Origin of the sequence: Streptomyces sp. NPDC006332, from assembly GCF_040612855.1 — a bacterium.
Lineage (GTDB): Bacteria > Actinomycetota > Actinomycetes > Streptomycetales > Streptomycetaceae > Streptomyces.
The window spans coordinates 1-14,343 of the sequence record NZ_JBEXRA010000105.1 but is presented as its reverse complement, the minus strand read 5'-3'; the positions used below and the strand labels follow the sequence as shown (position 1 = coordinate 14,343).

The 14,343-nt window shown below is 71.2% G+C and carries 13 protein-coding genes; 5 read left to right on the top strand and 8 right to left on the bottom strand.

Annotation, left to right across the window (positions count from 1 at the left end; translation table 11 throughout):
• Nucleotides 1–167 precede the first annotated feature (167 nt).
• From ABZ027_RS42225 to ABZ027_RS42195, 7 genes are all read right to left on the bottom strand, one after another.
• Nucleotides 168–1,835: an ABC transporter ATP-binding protein gene (locus ABZ027_RS42225; RefSeq protein WP_356778256.1), complete on the bottom strand. Its 1,668-nt coding sequence runs from the start codon at nucleotides 1,833–1,835 to the stop codon at nucleotides 168–170.
• Nucleotides 1,832–2,830 carry an ABC transporter permease gene (locus ABZ027_RS42220; protein ID WP_356778254.1) on the bottom strand — a complete coding sequence of 333 codons (999 nt, stop codon included), beginning with the start codon at nucleotides 2,828–2,830 and terminating at the stop codon, nucleotides 1,832–1,834. The genes ABZ027_RS42225 and ABZ027_RS42220 overlap by 4 nt, the downstream gene beginning before the upstream one ends.
• A complete protein-coding gene (locus ABZ027_RS42215) occupies nucleotides 2,827–3,837 on the bottom strand; it encodes an ABC transporter permease (protein ID WP_356778252.1) in 1,011 nt (336 codons plus the stop codon). Before ABZ027_RS42215 ends, ABZ027_RS42220 begins: the two co-directional genes overlap by 4 nt.
• A 4-nt stretch (nucleotides 3,838–3,841) precedes the next feature.
• The gene (locus ABZ027_RS42210; protein ID WP_356778250.1) at nucleotides 3,842–5,560 is read right to left on the bottom strand and encodes an ABC transporter substrate-binding protein; all 1,719 of its coding nucleotides are present in this window, start codon (nucleotides 5,558–5,560) and stop codon (nucleotides 3,842–3,844) included.
• A 174-nt stretch (nucleotides 5,561–5,734) separates the two neighbouring features.
• On the bottom strand, nucleotides 5,735–5,827 hold the full coding sequence (locus ABZ027_RS42205; protein ID WP_356778248.1) for an Ms4533A family Cys-rich leader peptide: 93 nt from the start codon (nucleotides 5,825–5,827) through the stop codon (nucleotides 5,735–5,737).
• 55 nt (nucleotides 5,828–5,882) lie between these two features.
• Entirely contained in the window at nucleotides 5,883–7,199 is a 1,317-nt protein-coding gene (locus ABZ027_RS42200; RefSeq protein WP_356778260.1) for a DUF3152 domain-containing protein, read from the bottom strand.
• Between the two features lie 119 nt (nucleotides 7,200–7,318).
• Nucleotides 7,319–8,341 (bottom strand): alpha/beta hydrolase, encoded by a 1,023-nt coding sequence (locus ABZ027_RS42195; RefSeq protein WP_356778246.1) that lies wholly within the window; start codon nucleotides 8,339–8,341, stop codon nucleotides 7,319–7,321.
• Between the two features lie 190 nt (nucleotides 8,342–8,531).
• Here ABZ027_RS42195 and ABZ027_RS42190 point away from each other — a divergent pair, with 190 nt between their 5' ends.
• The 4 genes from ABZ027_RS42190 (at nucleotide 8,532) to ABZ027_RS42175 (ending at nucleotide 10,456) form a co-directional block, all read left to right on the top strand.
• Complete coding sequence (locus ABZ027_RS42190) at nucleotides 8,532–8,756, top strand: hypothetical protein (RefSeq protein ID WP_356778244.1); 225 nt, start codon at nucleotides 8,532–8,534, stop codon at nucleotides 8,754–8,756.
• Between the two features lie 221 nt (nucleotides 8,757–8,977).
• Nucleotides 8,978–9,619, top strand: a complete 642-nt coding sequence (locus ABZ027_RS42185; protein ID WP_356778242.1) for a TetR/AcrR family transcriptional regulator — start codon at nucleotides 8,978–8,980, stop codon at nucleotides 9,617–9,619.
• A gap of 149 nt (nucleotides 9,620–9,768) precedes the next feature.
• Complete coding sequence (locus ABZ027_RS42180) at nucleotides 9,769–9,996, top strand: DUF3107 domain-containing protein (protein ID WP_266559804.1); 228 nt, start codon at nucleotides 9,769–9,771, stop codon at nucleotides 9,994–9,996.
• Between the two features lie 190 nt (nucleotides 9,997–10,186).
• The gene (locus ABZ027_RS42175; protein WP_356778258.1) at nucleotides 10,187–10,456 is read left to right on the top strand and encodes a hypothetical protein; all 270 of its coding nucleotides are present in this window, start codon (nucleotides 10,187–10,189) and stop codon (nucleotides 10,454–10,456) included.
• A 100-nt stretch (nucleotides 10,457–10,556) separates the two neighbouring features.
• On the opposite strand, the gene ABZ027_RS42170 is transcribed toward ABZ027_RS42175, so the two are convergent.
• On the bottom strand, nucleotides 10,557–11,306 hold the full coding sequence (locus ABZ027_RS42170; RefSeq protein WP_356778240.1) for a ferritin-like fold-containing protein: 750 nt from the start codon (nucleotides 11,304–11,306) through the stop codon (nucleotides 10,557–10,559).
• A gap of 480 nt (nucleotides 11,307–11,786) precedes the next feature.
• On the opposite strand from ABZ027_RS42170, the gene ABZ027_RS42165 reads away from it, so the two are divergent.
• A complete protein-coding gene (locus tag ABZ027_RS42165) occupies nucleotides 11,787–14,258 on the top strand; it encodes a DEAD/DEAH box helicase (RefSeq protein WP_356778238.1) in 2,472 nt (823 codons plus the stop codon).
• The last annotated feature ends 85 nt before the right edge of the window (nucleotides 14,259–14,343 follow it).

Here is a 14,343-nt window from a genome sequence, read left to right as displayed (position 1 = left end):
GTGTGCCCCGGTGCTGGCCGGGCGGCGCGCGGGGGCTCTCTTTCTGCCCGTCTGGGGGGGGGCCGGGCGTCGGGTTGTCCGTCGCGCCACCAGAAGGGGTGAACGGTCGTAACTTTCCGGTGCGGGTCGCGTTCGGTCGCGCTAAGAGATCATTCGCGAACGTTTCGTCACAGGCGGTCACCCGTCACGGCCGGCTCGCGCCGGGTCGCCCTGCGCCGCGCCGCGAGCTCCGGGTCGAGCGCGGGCACGGCGGCCAGGAGCTGCTGGGTGTACGGGTCCCGCGGATTGTCGTACACCTCGTCGGACGGGCCGGACTCGACGATCCGGCCACGGCGCATCACCGCGACCTGGTCGCTGACCTGGCGCACCACGGCGAGGTCGTGCGCGACGAACACGAGGGCGAGCCCCAGTTCCCGCTGCAACTCCCCGAGCAGGGCGACCACCTGGGCCTGGGTGGTGACGTCCAGCGCGGACACCGGCTCGTCGCAGACGATGACCCGCGGGTCGGCCGCGAGCGCCCGCGCGATGCCCACGCGCTGCCGCTGTCCGCCGCTGAACTCGTGCGGATAGCGGTCGTAGTGCGCTGCTTCGAGCCCCACGCGCTCCAGCAGTTCCGTCACCCGCCCCCGGATGCGCCCCTCGTCGCTCCCCCGCTCCCGGTTTCGTCCGGGCAGGGAGCTCCCCTGCCCGCGCGCCCGCAACGGGTCGGCTATCGACTCGCCCACACTGCGGCGCGGGTTGAGGGAGGAGACCGGGTCCTGGAAGACCATCTGTACGGCGGGACGCACTCCCACGCGCGGCTGCCCCTCGTATCGCACCTCCCCCGCCGTCGGCTCCAGGAGACCGACGAGCATCCGGCCCAGGGTGGTCTTGCCGCTGCCGCTCTCGCCCACGATGCCGAGGGTCTCGCCCCGGCGGATGGTCACCGACACGTCGTCCACGGCGGCGAACGCCCGCTTCCCGCGCCCGAATTCGCGCCGCAGTCCCCTCGCCTCCAGGACGACCTCGCCGGGCGCCCGGGAGGGGGCGCGGGGCGCGTCCACGCGCGGGACCGCGTCCAGGAGTTCGCGGGTGTACTGCTGCGCGGGCGCCCGCAGCACGGCTTGGACGGGCCCGTGCTCGACGGCCCGCCCGTGCCGCATGACGAGGACCTCGTCGACGCTCTCGGCGGCGACGCCCACGTCGTGCGTGACGAGCAGCAGTCCCATGCCGCTCTCCTCGCGCAGCGTGTGCAGCAGATCGAGGATCTGGGCCTGGACGGTCACGTCGAGCGCGGTCGTCGGCTCGTCGGCGATCAGCAGTTCTGGTTCGCAGGCCAGCGCCATGGCGATGAGGGCACGCTGCCGCATGCCGCCGCTGAACTCGTGCGGACGGGAACGGGACCGCCGTACCGCCTCCGGGATTCCCACCCGGTCGAGCACCTCGACGGCACGCGCGCGTGCCGCTCGCCGTGACGCCCGGGTGTGCACGCGGTACACCTCGGCGATCTGGTCACCGATCGCGTAGTACGGGTCGAGGGACGACAGCGGGTCCTGGAAGACCATGGCGGCCTTCGCGCCCCGCAGCCGCCGCAACTCCTCGTCGGAGGCGGCCCGTACGTCCGTCCCGGCCACCCGGACCGAGCCGTCGACCCGCGCGCCCGTGCCGCGGTGCAGGCCCAGCAGGGCCGAGGCGACCGTGGACTTGCCGGAGCCGGACTCGCCGACCAGGGCGAGCGCGGCGCCCCGCTCCAGCCGGAAGGAGAGCCCGTCGACCGCGCGCAGCTCGCCGAACTCGACGGTCAGGTCCCGCACCTCGACGAGGCCGGGCGAGGGAGCCTTCTGGGAGTCGCTCACGTCAGTACCACCCGTCGGTCGGCCACCGCGTACAGCACGTCCGCGACGGCGTTGGCGACGACCACGAAGAAGCCGATGACCAGGACCATGCCGACGACCACCGGCAGGTCGACCACATTGACGGCATGGACCAGTTCCTGTCCGATGCCGGGCAGGCCGAACAGTGTCTCGGTGAGCACCGCGCCGCCGACCGCGCTGCCGAAGTTGTTGGCGTTCAGCGCGATGACGGGGGCGAACGCCCCGCGCAGCGCGTGTCGCCCGATGATCGACCGTTCGCCGACGCCGTAAGCCCGGAAGGTGCGGATGTGGTCCTCGGCCAGCGTCTCCAGCATCGACGCCCTGGTCAGCCGGGCGAACGCGGCGGCCTCGATGAGGGCGAGCGAGAGCCAGGGCAGCAGCAGGTTCCACGCCCACTGTTCGGGGTCGTCGGTGAGGGCGACGTACTGCGGGAAGGGCAGCAGCTCCAGTTGGCCGCAGACGACGATCATCAGGACCAGGCCGATGACGAACACGGGCGTGGCCACGCCCGCGAGCGTGAGGCCGGTCAGGAACCGCTCGGTGAGCCGGCCGCGCCGCCACGCCGACAGCACTCCGGTGCCGACGCCGAGGATCAGCCACAGCACCATGGCGCCGAACACGAGCGACAGGCTGACCGGCAGCTTCGCCAGGATGAGCCGGGTGACCTGCTGGTCGCTCTGGTACGACAGCCCGAGGCAGGGCGCCGAGCAGTGCTGGACGGAGGTGCCCGTGGAGTAGTCCTGGCCGGCGACGATGCCCTGCAGGAAGTGCCAGTAGCGCACGTACAGCGGGTCGCTGAGGTGCAGTTGCTCCGCCACCTGCTGCACCTGGGCGGGCGAGCAGCGCGGGCCGCAGGTGATCTGGGCGACGTTGCCGGGGGTGACGTAGAAGACGGCGTAGATGATCACCGAGATGGCGAACAGGGTGACGACGACACCGAGGACGCGCCGCAGGAGGAAACCGCCGAAGCCGTTCACAGCGCGCCTCCCTGGTCCGCCTTGGCCTCCTGCTTGCGTCCCGCGCCGACCCGCAGGCGTGAGGCCGCGCGGGGATCCAGGGCGGTGCGGACACCGTCGCCGAGGACGGTCAGCGCGAGGACGGTCACGAAGAGGGCGCCCGCGGGCAGCAGCAGGTACTGCGGGGCGGCCTGGTACCAGACGTCGGCGGCGGTGAGCATCTGCCCCCAGGACGGCGTCGGCGGCTTCACCCCGACGCCGAGGAACGACAGCGACGCCTCGACGGTGATGTTGATCGGCACCAGGAGCGCGGCGTACGTGATGACCGGCGCGGCAAGGCCCGGCAGCAGCTCACGCCGGGCGATCCGCCAGGTGCCCCAGCCGCTGAGCCGGGCCGCGGAGACGTAGTCGAGTTCCTTGAGGGTGAGCGTCTGGGCGCGCACGATCTTCGCGGTGGTGCCCCAGGCGACCAGGCCGATGACGAGGGCGACCAGTACGGGGCGCGGGAAGCCGGCGGGGACGATCGCGAGCAGCGCCAACGACATGATCATCAGGGGCAGGGCGACGATGATGTCGGTGATCCGGCTCAGCAGTTGATCGACCCACCGGTTGCCGAGCGCGGCGGCGGCACCCACGAGGACGCCGATGGCGACCTGCACCAGGGTCGCCGCGAGGGCCACCCCGAGGGAGACGCGCGCGCCGTACACGAGACGCGCGAACAGGTCGCGGCCGGTCTGCGGTTCGATGCCGAGCCAGTGGTCGGCGCCGATGCCGCCGAGGGATCCGACGGGCACGCCCCCGCGCGCCGAATCCACCAGGGACGGGTGGTAGGTGGTCGGGTCCTGGCCCTCGATGGCCGTGAGCAGCGGCGCGGCGAGCGCGACCAGGACGAGCAGCGCGACGACGACCGCCGCGACGAGGGCGGCTCGCTGCGCGCGCAGCCGCCGCCAGAACTGACGGGCCCCGGAGGCCCCCGGGACGACGATGTCCGTCCCGGGGGCCTGGGAGGCGGCAAGTGCCTCACTCATGGCGTTACTTGACCGCGACCTGCGAGATGTCCAGCACACCGGTCCAGTCGCTGATCACGATGTTCTTGACGTTCTCGCCGTACAGCCGCTTGTAGACGGGGTGGAACAGCGGCACGGTCAGCGCCTGTTCGCCGATCTTCTTGTCGAGTGCGCCCCATCGCTTTGCGGCAGCGTCAAGATCCGTCAACTTGTTGATCGCGTCGATCTCGGTGTTGACCGACGTGTCGTCGAGGAAGCCCGTGTTGAAGTTCGCGCCGTCCCTGACGATCTGCCGGCCGTCGAAGATCGGGGCGAGGAAGGGACCGCCCGAGGGCCAGTCGGCGCCCCAGTGGGCGAGGAAGAAGCCCGGCTCGGTCTTCACGTCGTGGATCTTGTCGGAGTAGTCGTTGTCCTCCAGACCCTGCAGCTTGACCGTGATGCCCGCCTTCTTCAGCGCGTCCTGGACCGCGGTCGCGATCTCGGGGCTGGTCTCGAAGTCCTTGCTGTTGGAGTGGGTCAGGGTGACGGTGAGTCCGTTCGGGTGACCGGCCTCCTTCAGCAACGCCTTCGCCTTCGCCGCGTTGCCGGTCTCACCCGCCGGGAACAGGTCGTAGGGCGTGTAGCCGAACGACTTCTGGTCGGGCAGGAAGGTGGTGGCGGGCTCGGCCAGCGCGGATCCGCCGGCCGCGTTGATCACGGACGAGCGGTCGATGGCGTACGAGATCGCCTGCCGCACCTTGGCGTTGTCGAACGGCTTCACGTTCGGGTTGAACGCGAGGTAGTTCGTGTAGCCGAAGTGGCCGGTGCCCACGCGCGCCGCCAGCTGCTTGTCGCCCGACACCTTCGCGAGTTCGGCCGGGCCGAGGTTGGTGTCCGTGGTGACCGCGGCCGCGTCCGCCCCCTGGGACGCCGACAGCCGCTGGTTGATCACGGACGAGTCCAGCCCGGACCGTACGTCGATCTTGTCCGGGTACGCCTTGCGCTCGGCGTCCGTCGAGGCGGACCAGTTCGGGTTGCGCGCCAGGACGAGGTGCTCGCCGTCGTTCTGGTTCGAGACGACCTTGTACGGGCCGGAGGAGACCGGGTGGTCCTCGTACTTCGTTCCGGTGTCCTTGCTCTTCGGGACGGGCGTGAACTGCGTCTGGGTGGCCAGGTAGGGGAACTCGCCCTCGGGCTTGTTCAGATGGAAGACGATGGTCCGCTCGTCCGGCGTCTCGATCGCCGAGAGCCCCTTCTTGTCCTTGTAGGGCCCCTGGTAGTCGGCCGCGCCGACCAGCCAGTCCCGCAGGTAGGGGGCGCCACCGGAGAGCTCGGGGGCGAACGATCGCTCGACGCCGTACTTGATGTCGGCCGAGGTGATCGCCGTGCCGTCCTCGTACTTGAGCCCCTTCTTCAAGGTGTACGTCCAGACGGTCGCGTCCTTGTTGGGGCGCCCGGTGTCGGTGGCGAGGTCCGGAACGACCTCTGCGCCGGCCGCGCCGTTCTCGCGGTTGCGGGTGGTGAGCGTGCGGAACACCAGGGACGGGACGTTTCCGCCGCCGGAGGTGTACAGGCGGGCCGGGTCGAAGTCCTGCTGCGGCTGGGAGTTCAGGACCGTGAGCGTGCCGCCCTTGTGGGGCGCGGAGTCTCCACCGGAGGCCTTGGCATCGTTGTCCTCGGGCCCGCAGGCGGCGGCGCCCGCTGCCAGCACCAGGCTTACGGATACCGCGGCCACGCGGCGCGCTGTGGGGGACGGTGGACGCATCGGGGACGACCTCTCGAAGGGCCAGTCTCGGATCACGAGACGGATTGACAAGGAATGAGACAGAGGTGCACAGACGTCTGCCCCGGCGTCAGGCCGTCGGAAAATCCGTGACGAAACCCGCGACAAATCCGCGGAGGGAAGGAGAGTTCGCGACGCGCACGCCTGGGGCGAGGGTCAGCGACAGAGAATGTCGGCCACGCAGAGCGGGGTCACGCCGATCAGCGCCAGCTCGATGGCGGCGCGGGCGGAGACGTGACGGGCGGACATGCGCAGCAATATGTACGACTTTTCTGCGCATGTCAATCTGACTCAGCGGCGCCTGTCAATTCCCGGGAAACGGCCAGGGATTGGCCTTGCAGTGGATTCCGTCGTGGTCGAGGAACTTGGTCTGCTGCTGCATGACCGGCGCGAGTTCGCCGTCCTTGTCGCAGCTGACGTGGCCGTTGCCGAGCCGGTGGCCGACCTCGTGGTTGATCAGCATCTGCCGGTACGCGTAGATCCGGTCACCGTACGTCGTGGAGCCCTGAGCCCATCGATACGCGTTGATCATCACGCGCTCGGTGGAGGCCGAGTCGCACGACACGTTGTCCACGGTGGTGTCCAGGTTGGACTTGGCACACCACTCGGCGGTCGTGCCGGGGCTGGCGAGCGTGATCACGAAGTCGGGCTTGCCGGAGTCGACCCGCTCGAAGGTTCGGGCGCCGTCGTGGGCCCAGCTCCGGTTGTCGTTGAGGGTCTTCTGGACGGCCTCCGCGAAGAGTTCACCGTCGAGCCCGAGCCCCTGCTCCACGTCCACCCGGTAGGTGAGCTTCTGCCCCTTGCCGGGTGCCTTGTCGACACCGGGGATCGTGTCGAACCTCCCCGAGGCCTTGAGGGTGGCGCCGAGCGGGTACGTCCGGCCCATCTTCTGCTCGTACGTCAGCGGCGCCGCCTCGGCCGACGGCCGCCCGTCGAGCCGGGAGGCCGAGTCGCGGGCGTCCCGTGCCTGGTCGGTGGCGGTCTGGTTCCCCTGGTCGCTGTGGTCCCGCCCGTCCGCGACCTGGCCGGCCACGATGATGGCGAGCACCGTGGTCACGGCGGCGGCCGCGATGCCGGTGAAGGTCCGCCCCTTGGTGCCCTTGACCTGGGTCGGCTCACCCGTCGGCGGCGCGTCGTCGTCCTCGCCCGCGTCGACGCCCGCGTCCTTCGGCCACGCGGTGACCGAGCCGTAGGGGTCGGATGCGTGCACGGCGATGCGGTCGCCGGGCGCGGGGGCCACAGGGGTGCCGGACGCCCCGGAACGGGGGGCGAAGACGTCGTCGCCCGCCTCGAAGGCGTCGAGGTAGTCCTGACGCGGTCCCGGTCCCTGCCGTGGGGCCGGCCGCTGGCGGGGTACCACCGGCCCGGGGCCGCCCTGCCCGGTACCGGCCCGCCCATTCGACCCACCCCGGCCACCACCGGTTTCCCGCTGCTCGGGATGCCCGCCACGAACCTGGGGCACGCCCGGGGCCGTGGTGCCGTCCGCGAGCCGGGGAAACCCGTGCGCGGGCGTCCCGTCGGGGAACCTCGGGGCTCCCCGCGCGGGTGTCCCGTACCCGGGCGGCGGAACGGCGGCCCGGTTCCGGGCCCGGTTCGCGGTCCGGTCCCGGCCGCTCGTCACATCCCAGCCGTTGTCATTGCCGTCACTGTTGTCGCTGTTGCCGCCGTTGTCACCGCTGTCACCCCTGGGGGCACTCTCCGGGACAGGCCCACGTCGACTGTGGCGTCCCACGCCGCGCCTCAGCTCCCCGCGCCAGTAGTACTCGCCATCCCGGCGTCCCCGTCGGGGACGCCCGCCCTGCCGCCGGCGGCCGCCGTGTCCGTGAGGAGATCACGGAACGCGGCCGCCAGGGTCTCCGGGTATTCCATCATTGCCACGTGCCCCGCCTCCGGCAGGGTCAGCAGACGGGAGTCACGGAACGCGCGGGCCGCCTTCCGCGCCATGCGGAAGCCCACGAGTTGGTCCCGGCCGCCGTAGACGAGGAGCGTCGGGGCGAGGACACGTTCGGCCTGGCGCCACAGCGCGTGCTGGCCGCCCAGGGTGTACGCGTTCACCAGCCCGCGCGCGGAGCGCGTCATCGCGTCCCAGAAGTACGGCAGGCGCAGCCGCCGCTCCATCTCCTCCACCGCGTACCGGAAGCCCTCCGGCGTCACCTGCCCCGGGTCGCCGTAGCACAGGGCCGTGACCCCGCGGACCCGCTGCTCGGCCGTCCACTCCTTGGTGAACCGGGTGAAGAGTCCCGCCACGCCGGGCACCGCGAGCAGTCCGGTCGGCACGGCGGTTCGCTGGATCCGGATCTCCGGCAGCGCCGGCGAGACGAGCGTGAGCGTGCGGACGAGATCGGGTCGCACCGCGGCCACCCGCGTGGCGACCGCGCCGCCGAGGGAGTTCCCCAGGAGGTGCACCGGACCGCGTCCCGACGCGTCGAGGTAGCGGATGACCGCGCGGGCGTGCCCGCTGATCGAGTAGTCACCGTCGTCCGGCGGCGGGGAGTCGCCGAAGCCCGGCAGATCGACGGCCTCGCTGTCGACGGTGTCCTGCAACTGCTCCATCAACGCGGACCAGTTCTGCGAGGAACCGCCCAGTCCATGGACGCACAGAGCGGGTGGCAGACCGGCGCGCTCCGGCGGCCTCGACCGGACCGTCAACGTGATCCCGGGCAGTCCGACCGACCTCAGGCGCTCGCCGTCCGCGACCCGGACGGGCGCCACCTTGGGGAGCACATTGGCGGGCGGCACGAACGGCAGCTCGGTCGAAGACATGCGGCAATGTTACGAGACGATCACGCGGTGATTCGTGTGTTCGCCGTCACAAGCTGACATGTTCACCGACAAACGTGCGGACCGGCCCGGATCAATGGCGTACAGATCGTGTGTCTCCTACCCTCGTACGCAGGGCACCCGCATGTAGCCCCCTGTGCGCATCAGGGACGTTCTAGGAAGGGAGCCCCCCATGACCGTCGACCCCACCGATCCCGAGACCTTCGCGGTCGAGGACATCGAGAACGACGAGGAAATCGGCGTCGAGGCCCCCGAGGTCGACGCGGCCGAACAGCACACCGCCGTCCAGCCGGACCGCGACGATCCACTGACCGGCGTGGACCCGGCCCGCGGGGACGAGGCCGATCTCATCGAACAGGCCCGGGTCGTCTCCCTCGACGAGGACGACTATCGATGACCGCGCCGATGGTTCGACCATCGATGACCGTGCGGATGGCTCGCCGCTGAACAGGAGTGGTGCGCCCTGTTGCCCGTTACATCACGTTTTGAAACCTTCTGCACGGCTTTCGCCACCGTCCGGTCCGTGAAATTCTGCGCTCGCAGCGCGCACACCACGGTTACCGAAAAGTACGATGGCCGCGCGGCGCACACCGCACGTGGACGACTTTGGGAGGCGGCGTGACAGCCATCGAGCAGACAGAGGCAGCGCGCCCGCGAGGCACGCGCCTGCCGCGCCGTGCCCGACGGAACCAACTGCTGGGCGCCGCCCAGGAGGTTTTCGTGGCGCAGGGCTACCACTCCGCCGCGATGGACGACATCGCCGAGCGCGCCGGCGTCAGCAAGCCGGTGCTCTACCAGCACTTCCCGGGCAAGCTCGACCTGTACCTGGCGCTGCTGGACCAGCACTGCGAGTCCCTGATCCAGTCCGTACGGAACGCGCTCGCGTCGACGACGGACAACAAGCAGCGCGTCCGGGCCACCATGGACGCCTATTTCGCGTACGTCGAGGACGACGGCGGCGCCTTCCGCCTGGTCTTCGAGTCGGACCTGACGAACGAGCCCGCGGTGCGTGCTCGCGTCGACAAGGTCACCACCGAGTGCGCCGAGGCGATCAGCGAGGTCATCGCCGAGGACACCGGCCTCTCCCGCGCGGAGTCGATGCTGCTCGCGTCTGGCCTGGGCGGTCTCGCGCAGGTGGTGGCCCGTTCCTGGCTGCACAGCGACCGCAGCGTCCCGCGCGACCAGGCGGTCCAGCTGCTGGCGTCGCTGGCCTGGCGGGGCATCGCGGGCTTCCCGCTGCACGGCGCCGACCACCACTGAGTCGCACCCGCGCGTGCGGGGTTTTGTTCCCACCCGTTGTTCGCTCCTGGCGTTCCCGGGCGGAGCATGCACGTCCTCCCGCCGGGCTAATGTGTGCTGGTACGGCGCGGAAGGTCGCGCACTTCACTGACCGTCGGAGGGACATAGCCGTGGAGGTCAAGATCGGCGTGCAGCACGCACCCCGCGAGATCGTTCTGGAGAGCGGTCAGAGTGCCGAGGACGTCGAACGGGCGGTGGCCGAGGCTCTGTCGGGCAAGTCCCAGCTGCTGAGCCTCGTGGACGAGCACGGCCGCAAGGTCCTCGTGCCGGCCGACCGTCTCGCCTACGTCGAACTCGGCGAGCCGGCCCCCCGCAAGGTGGGATTCGGCGCGCTGTAGTACCAGCGAGTCACTCGCGCCTCGCGCGACGGGAGGGGCCCGGCGACCATGTGTCGCCGGGCCCCTCCCGAATTTCCCCTCCGCATATGGAGTACAAGCGGCACACAGAGGAGGATTGCATTCCGCAGGTCACGGGTAAGACGGGCTACGAACGTGACGCGCAGTGCGGCCGTGTGGGAGGGACCCCATGATGTTGTTGGAAGCGCTCGGCTCCGCTCTGCTCGGTCTGCTGCTGGCGGGGGCGGCGATCCACCGGCTGTCCCACCGCCTGCCGACCCGCTCCCTGGTCCTCGCGACCGGGGTCGCCGGAGCCCTGTGCGGCGCCTTCGTCACCCACAGCGCGCTTGACGCCGGAGGTGTTCTGCTGCCCCTGGTGGGCGCGGCGGTCGTCTCCGCGGCCTCGCTGTCGCTGCTGCTGCGCCCCGGGGGAAGACTCCGCCGCCGATCGGCGACCGCCTGACCGATCGCCGATCGCGGCGTCCATTCCGATCCCGGCACCCCGCGACGCGCCACGGGGCAGGCCCCAGGAACACCCGGGGCAGGGACGGGACCTGAAACGTCTAGGCCGCCAGCCCCAGCGCCGCCATCCGCTTGGTGTGGGCCTCGGTGATGCGGGAGAACATCCGGCCCACCTCGGCGAGGTCGAAGCCGTCCGCGACACCGCCCACGAGCATCGTCGACAGGGCGTCCCGGTCGGCCACCACCCGCTGGGACTGCGACAGCGCCTCGCCCATCAGCCGCCGTGCCCACAGCGCGAGCCGCCCCCCGACGCGCGGCTCCGCGTCGATCGCGGCGCGCACCTTCTCCACGGCGAAGCCGGCGTGACCGGTGTCGTCGAGGACGGCGAGGACGAGTTCCCGGGTGTCCGCGTCGAGGCGGGCGGCGACCTCGCGGTAGAAGTCACTGGCGATCGAGTCGCCGACATACGCCTTGACCAGGCCCTCCAGCCAGTCGGACGGTGCCGTCTGCTTGTGGAAGCCGTCGAGCGCGGCGACGAACGGCTCCATCGCGAGGGTCGGCTCCTCGCCGATCTCCGTGAGCCGGTCGCGCAGCTTCTCGTAGTGGTGGAACTCGGCCGACGCCATCTTCGCGAGCTCCGCCTTGTCCGCCAGCGTCGGCGCCAGCTTGGCATCCTCCGCGAGCCGCTCGAAGGCCGCCAGCTCCCCGTACGCGAGAGCGCCGAGCAGGTCCACGACCGCCGCGCGGTACTGCGGGTCGGCGCAGGCCCGGGACCAGTCCTGGGCAGCGACTCCGGTGACCTCGGGGGTAACGTCTGCGGGTGCGTCGGAGGTGTTGTCAGGCGTCGTCATGAAGCGCACAATAGCTGGCCCGCCGCACCACGGAAGTCCCTGGTCAATCAGTGTGACAACGGCTACGTGACCAAATCGGCCATCGCATGTGCGCGATTCCGGGGTATGGTGGTAATGCGCCCGCTGAGGACTTTGACGTATCTCGACGGGCTGCACGCATGAGGATGCCCGGTCGGTGGCCCGATCGGCTCCGACCCGACAGCCCTCCTCGTCCGCACGGCGCAATGCGTACGGAATCCGGAGGGGGACCCTCAGCGGTACGAGCGCTAGAGCGTCGGCAGTGGTCCCGTGCCATACGGCTTGCCCGTAAGGCAGTCGACGTCCCCAGCACGGTCTTGGACGACCCCCGAGCTCGCCTCGCACCGCCCACACAGAAGAGGCAGCACCCTGACTACGACCTTCCGGGAGCTCGGGATTCTTCCCGAGACCGCCGAGGCCCTCGAAGCCGTCGGCATCATCACCCCCTTCCCCATCCAGGAGATGACCCTTCCCGTCGCCCTCTCCGGCACGGACGTCATCGGCCAGGCCAAGACCGGCACCGGCAAGACGCTCGGCTTCGGCCTCCCGCTCCTCGAGCGCGTCACCGTCCCCGCCGACGTGGAGGCCCGGCGCGCCCAGCCCGAGGACCTCACCGACGCCCCCCAGGCGCTCGTCGTCGTCCCCACCCGCGAGCTGTGCACGCAGGTCACCAACGACCTGCTGACCGCGGGCAAGGTGCGCAACGTACGCGTTCTCGCGATCTACGGCGGCCGGGCCTACGAGCCTCAGGTCGAGGCCCTCAAGCGGGGCGTCGACGTCGTCGTCGGCACCCCGGGCCGCCTGCTGGACCTCGCGGGCCAGAAGAAGCTCAACCTCAAGCACATCAAGTCGCTCGTCCTCGACGAGGCCGACGAGATGCTCGACCTTGGGTTCCTGCCCGACGTCGAGAAGATCATCAACATGCTTCCGGTCAAGCGCCAGACCATGCTGTTCTCGGCGACCATGCCGGGCGCGGTCATCGGGCTCGCCCGCCGCTACATGTCGCAGCCCACGCACATCAACGCCACGTCGCCGGACGACGCGGGCCGGACCGTCGCGAACACCAAGCAGCACGTGTACCGCGCGCACAACATGGACAAGCCCGAGATGGTCGCGCGCATACTGCAGGCCGACGGCCGGGGACTGGTCATGGTCTTCTGCCGTACGAAGCGCACCGCGGCCGACCTCGCCGACCAGCTCCAGCAGCGCGGCTTCGCCGCCGGCGCGGTCCACGGCGACCTCGGCCAGGGCGCTCGTGAGCAGGCCTTGCGCGCCTTCCGCAACGGCAAGGTGGACGTCCTCGTCTGCACCGACGTCGCCGCGCGCGGTATCGACGTCGAAGGCGTGACGCACGTCATCAACTACCAGTCGCCGGAAGACGAGAAGACGTACCTGCACCGCATCGGCCGTACCGGCCGCGCGGGCGCCAAGGGCATCGCGGTCACGCTGGTCGACTGGGACGACATCCCTCGCTGGCAGCTCATCAACAAGGCGCTGGAGCTCGACTTCAGCGACCCGCCGGAGACGTACTCCACCTCCCCGCACTTCTACGAGGAGCTCAGCATTCCCGCGGGCACGAAGGGTGTGCTGCCGCGTACCGAGCGCACCCGCGCCGGGCTCGACGCGGAGGAGCTGGAGGACCTGGGTGAGCCGGGCGGGCGCGGTCCGCGCGGTCGCGGCGACCGGAACGGTCGCGGTGGCCGCAGTGGCCAGGGCGACCGAGGTGGCCGGGGTGGCCGGGGCGAGCGCAACGCCCGGGACGAGTCCCGGTCCGCCGACGGCGAGCGTGCGGCCCGTACGCCGCGTCGTCGCCGTCGTACCCGCGGTGGTACTCCGCTGGACGCCACGGCGTCCGCCGCGACGACCGAGACGCTCGCGCCGGAGGAGAGCGCCACGGCGGTCTCGGCCGGAACGGCCGTTCCCACGGAGGACGCGACCGCGACGACTCGTACCCCGCGCCGTCGCCGCCGGACCCGTCATGGCGCTCAGGGCGACGCCGTACCGGCGGCCACGGCCGTCGAAGCCGTGGCGCCCGAGGTGACCGCGGAGGCGGCCGTCGCGACGGCCGAGGGCACCCTCGCCCCGGACTCCGGGGAGGCCCCGGCGCCGTCGCGTCGCCGCCGTACCCGCAAGTCCGCGGAGACGGCAGTCACTTCGGCCGAGCCGGCCACGCCGGTGACCCCGGAGACCGTCACGGACACGGCGCAGGCGCCCCAGGCGACGACGGTGTCAAATCCCGAGGCTCCCGCCACCAAGCCCCGCCGCCGCACCCGCAAGGCGACGACGACGGCTGCCGCGGCCGAGGCCGCGGTTGACACCGCGGAGGGCGCCACTGAGGTGGCCGCCGACGCTGTGGAGGCTGTGGAGACCAAGCCCCGCCGCCGCACCCGCAAGGCGATCGTGGCTCCCGCCGAGGCCGCCCTCGACACCGCGGAGGCCACGGAGGCCAAGCCGCGTCGTCGTACCCGCAAGGCCGCCGAGCCCGTGGCGGCCGTCACCGCCGAGATCCCGGCTCAGACGGCCCAGGAGCCGGAACCCACCGAGGCCAAGCCGCGCCGTACGCGCAAGACCACGGCGTCGGCCGAAACCGCCGTGGACACCGCCGAGGGCACCGAGGCCAAGCCCAAGGCGCGCCGGACCCGCAAGACGGCCGAGCCCACCGCCACGGCGGAGACCGCGGACACCGGCGAGGCCAAGCCCCGCCGCACCCGCAAAACCGCCGCCACCGCCGAAGCAGCCGTGGACACCGCCGAAGGCACGGCCACCAAGCCGCGCCGCACGCGCAAAACCGCCGCGTCGGCCGACACGGCAAAGACGGAAACCGAGGCCGAGCCGACCGCGACCAAGCCGCGCCGGACCCGCAAGACCACGGCCTCGCCCGAAACCGCCGTGGACACCGCCGAGGGCACCGAGGCCAAGCCCAAGCACGGGTGACTCGGCGCGGCGGCTGGGCAACGAGCCCCTCTTCCAGGAGCTCGGCATGGAGAACGTCGCCGCGCTGAACATGGCGTTCGGCGAG

Excerpts from the sequence above, each read along its gene's own strand:
- ABZ027_RS42215 (WP_356778252.1), bottom strand. The coding sequence starts at position 3,837 with ATGAGTGAGGCACTTGCCGCCTCCCAGGCCCCCGGGACGGACATCGTC.
- ABZ027_RS42210 (WP_356778250.1), bottom strand. The coding sequence starts at position 5,560 with ATGCGTCCACCGTCCCCCACAGCGCGCCGCGTGGCCGCGGTATCCGTA.
- ABZ027_RS42205 (WP_356778248.1), bottom strand. The coding sequence starts at position 5,827 with ATGTCCGCCCGTCACGTCTCCGCCCGCGCCGCCATCGAGCTGGCGCTG.
- ABZ027_RS42195 (WP_356778246.1), bottom strand. The coding sequence starts at position 8,341 with ATGTCTTCGACCGAGCTGCCGTTCGTGCCGCCCGCCAATGTGCTCCCC.
- ABZ027_RS42190 (WP_356778244.1), top strand. The coding sequence starts at position 8,532 with ATGACCGTCGACCCCACCGATCCCGAGACCTTCGCGGTCGAGGACATC.
- ABZ027_RS42175 (WP_356778258.1), top strand. The coding sequence starts at position 10,187 with ATGTTGTTGGAAGCGCTCGGCTCCGCTCTGCTCGGTCTGCTGCTGGCG.
- ABZ027_RS42170 (WP_356778240.1), bottom strand. The coding sequence starts at position 11,306 with ATGACGACGCCTGACAACACCTCCGACGCACCCGCAGACGTTACCCCC.
- ABZ027_RS42165 (WP_356778238.1), top strand. The coding sequence starts at position 11,787 with ATGACCCTTCCCGTCGCCCTCTCCGGCACGGACGTCATCGGCCAGGCC.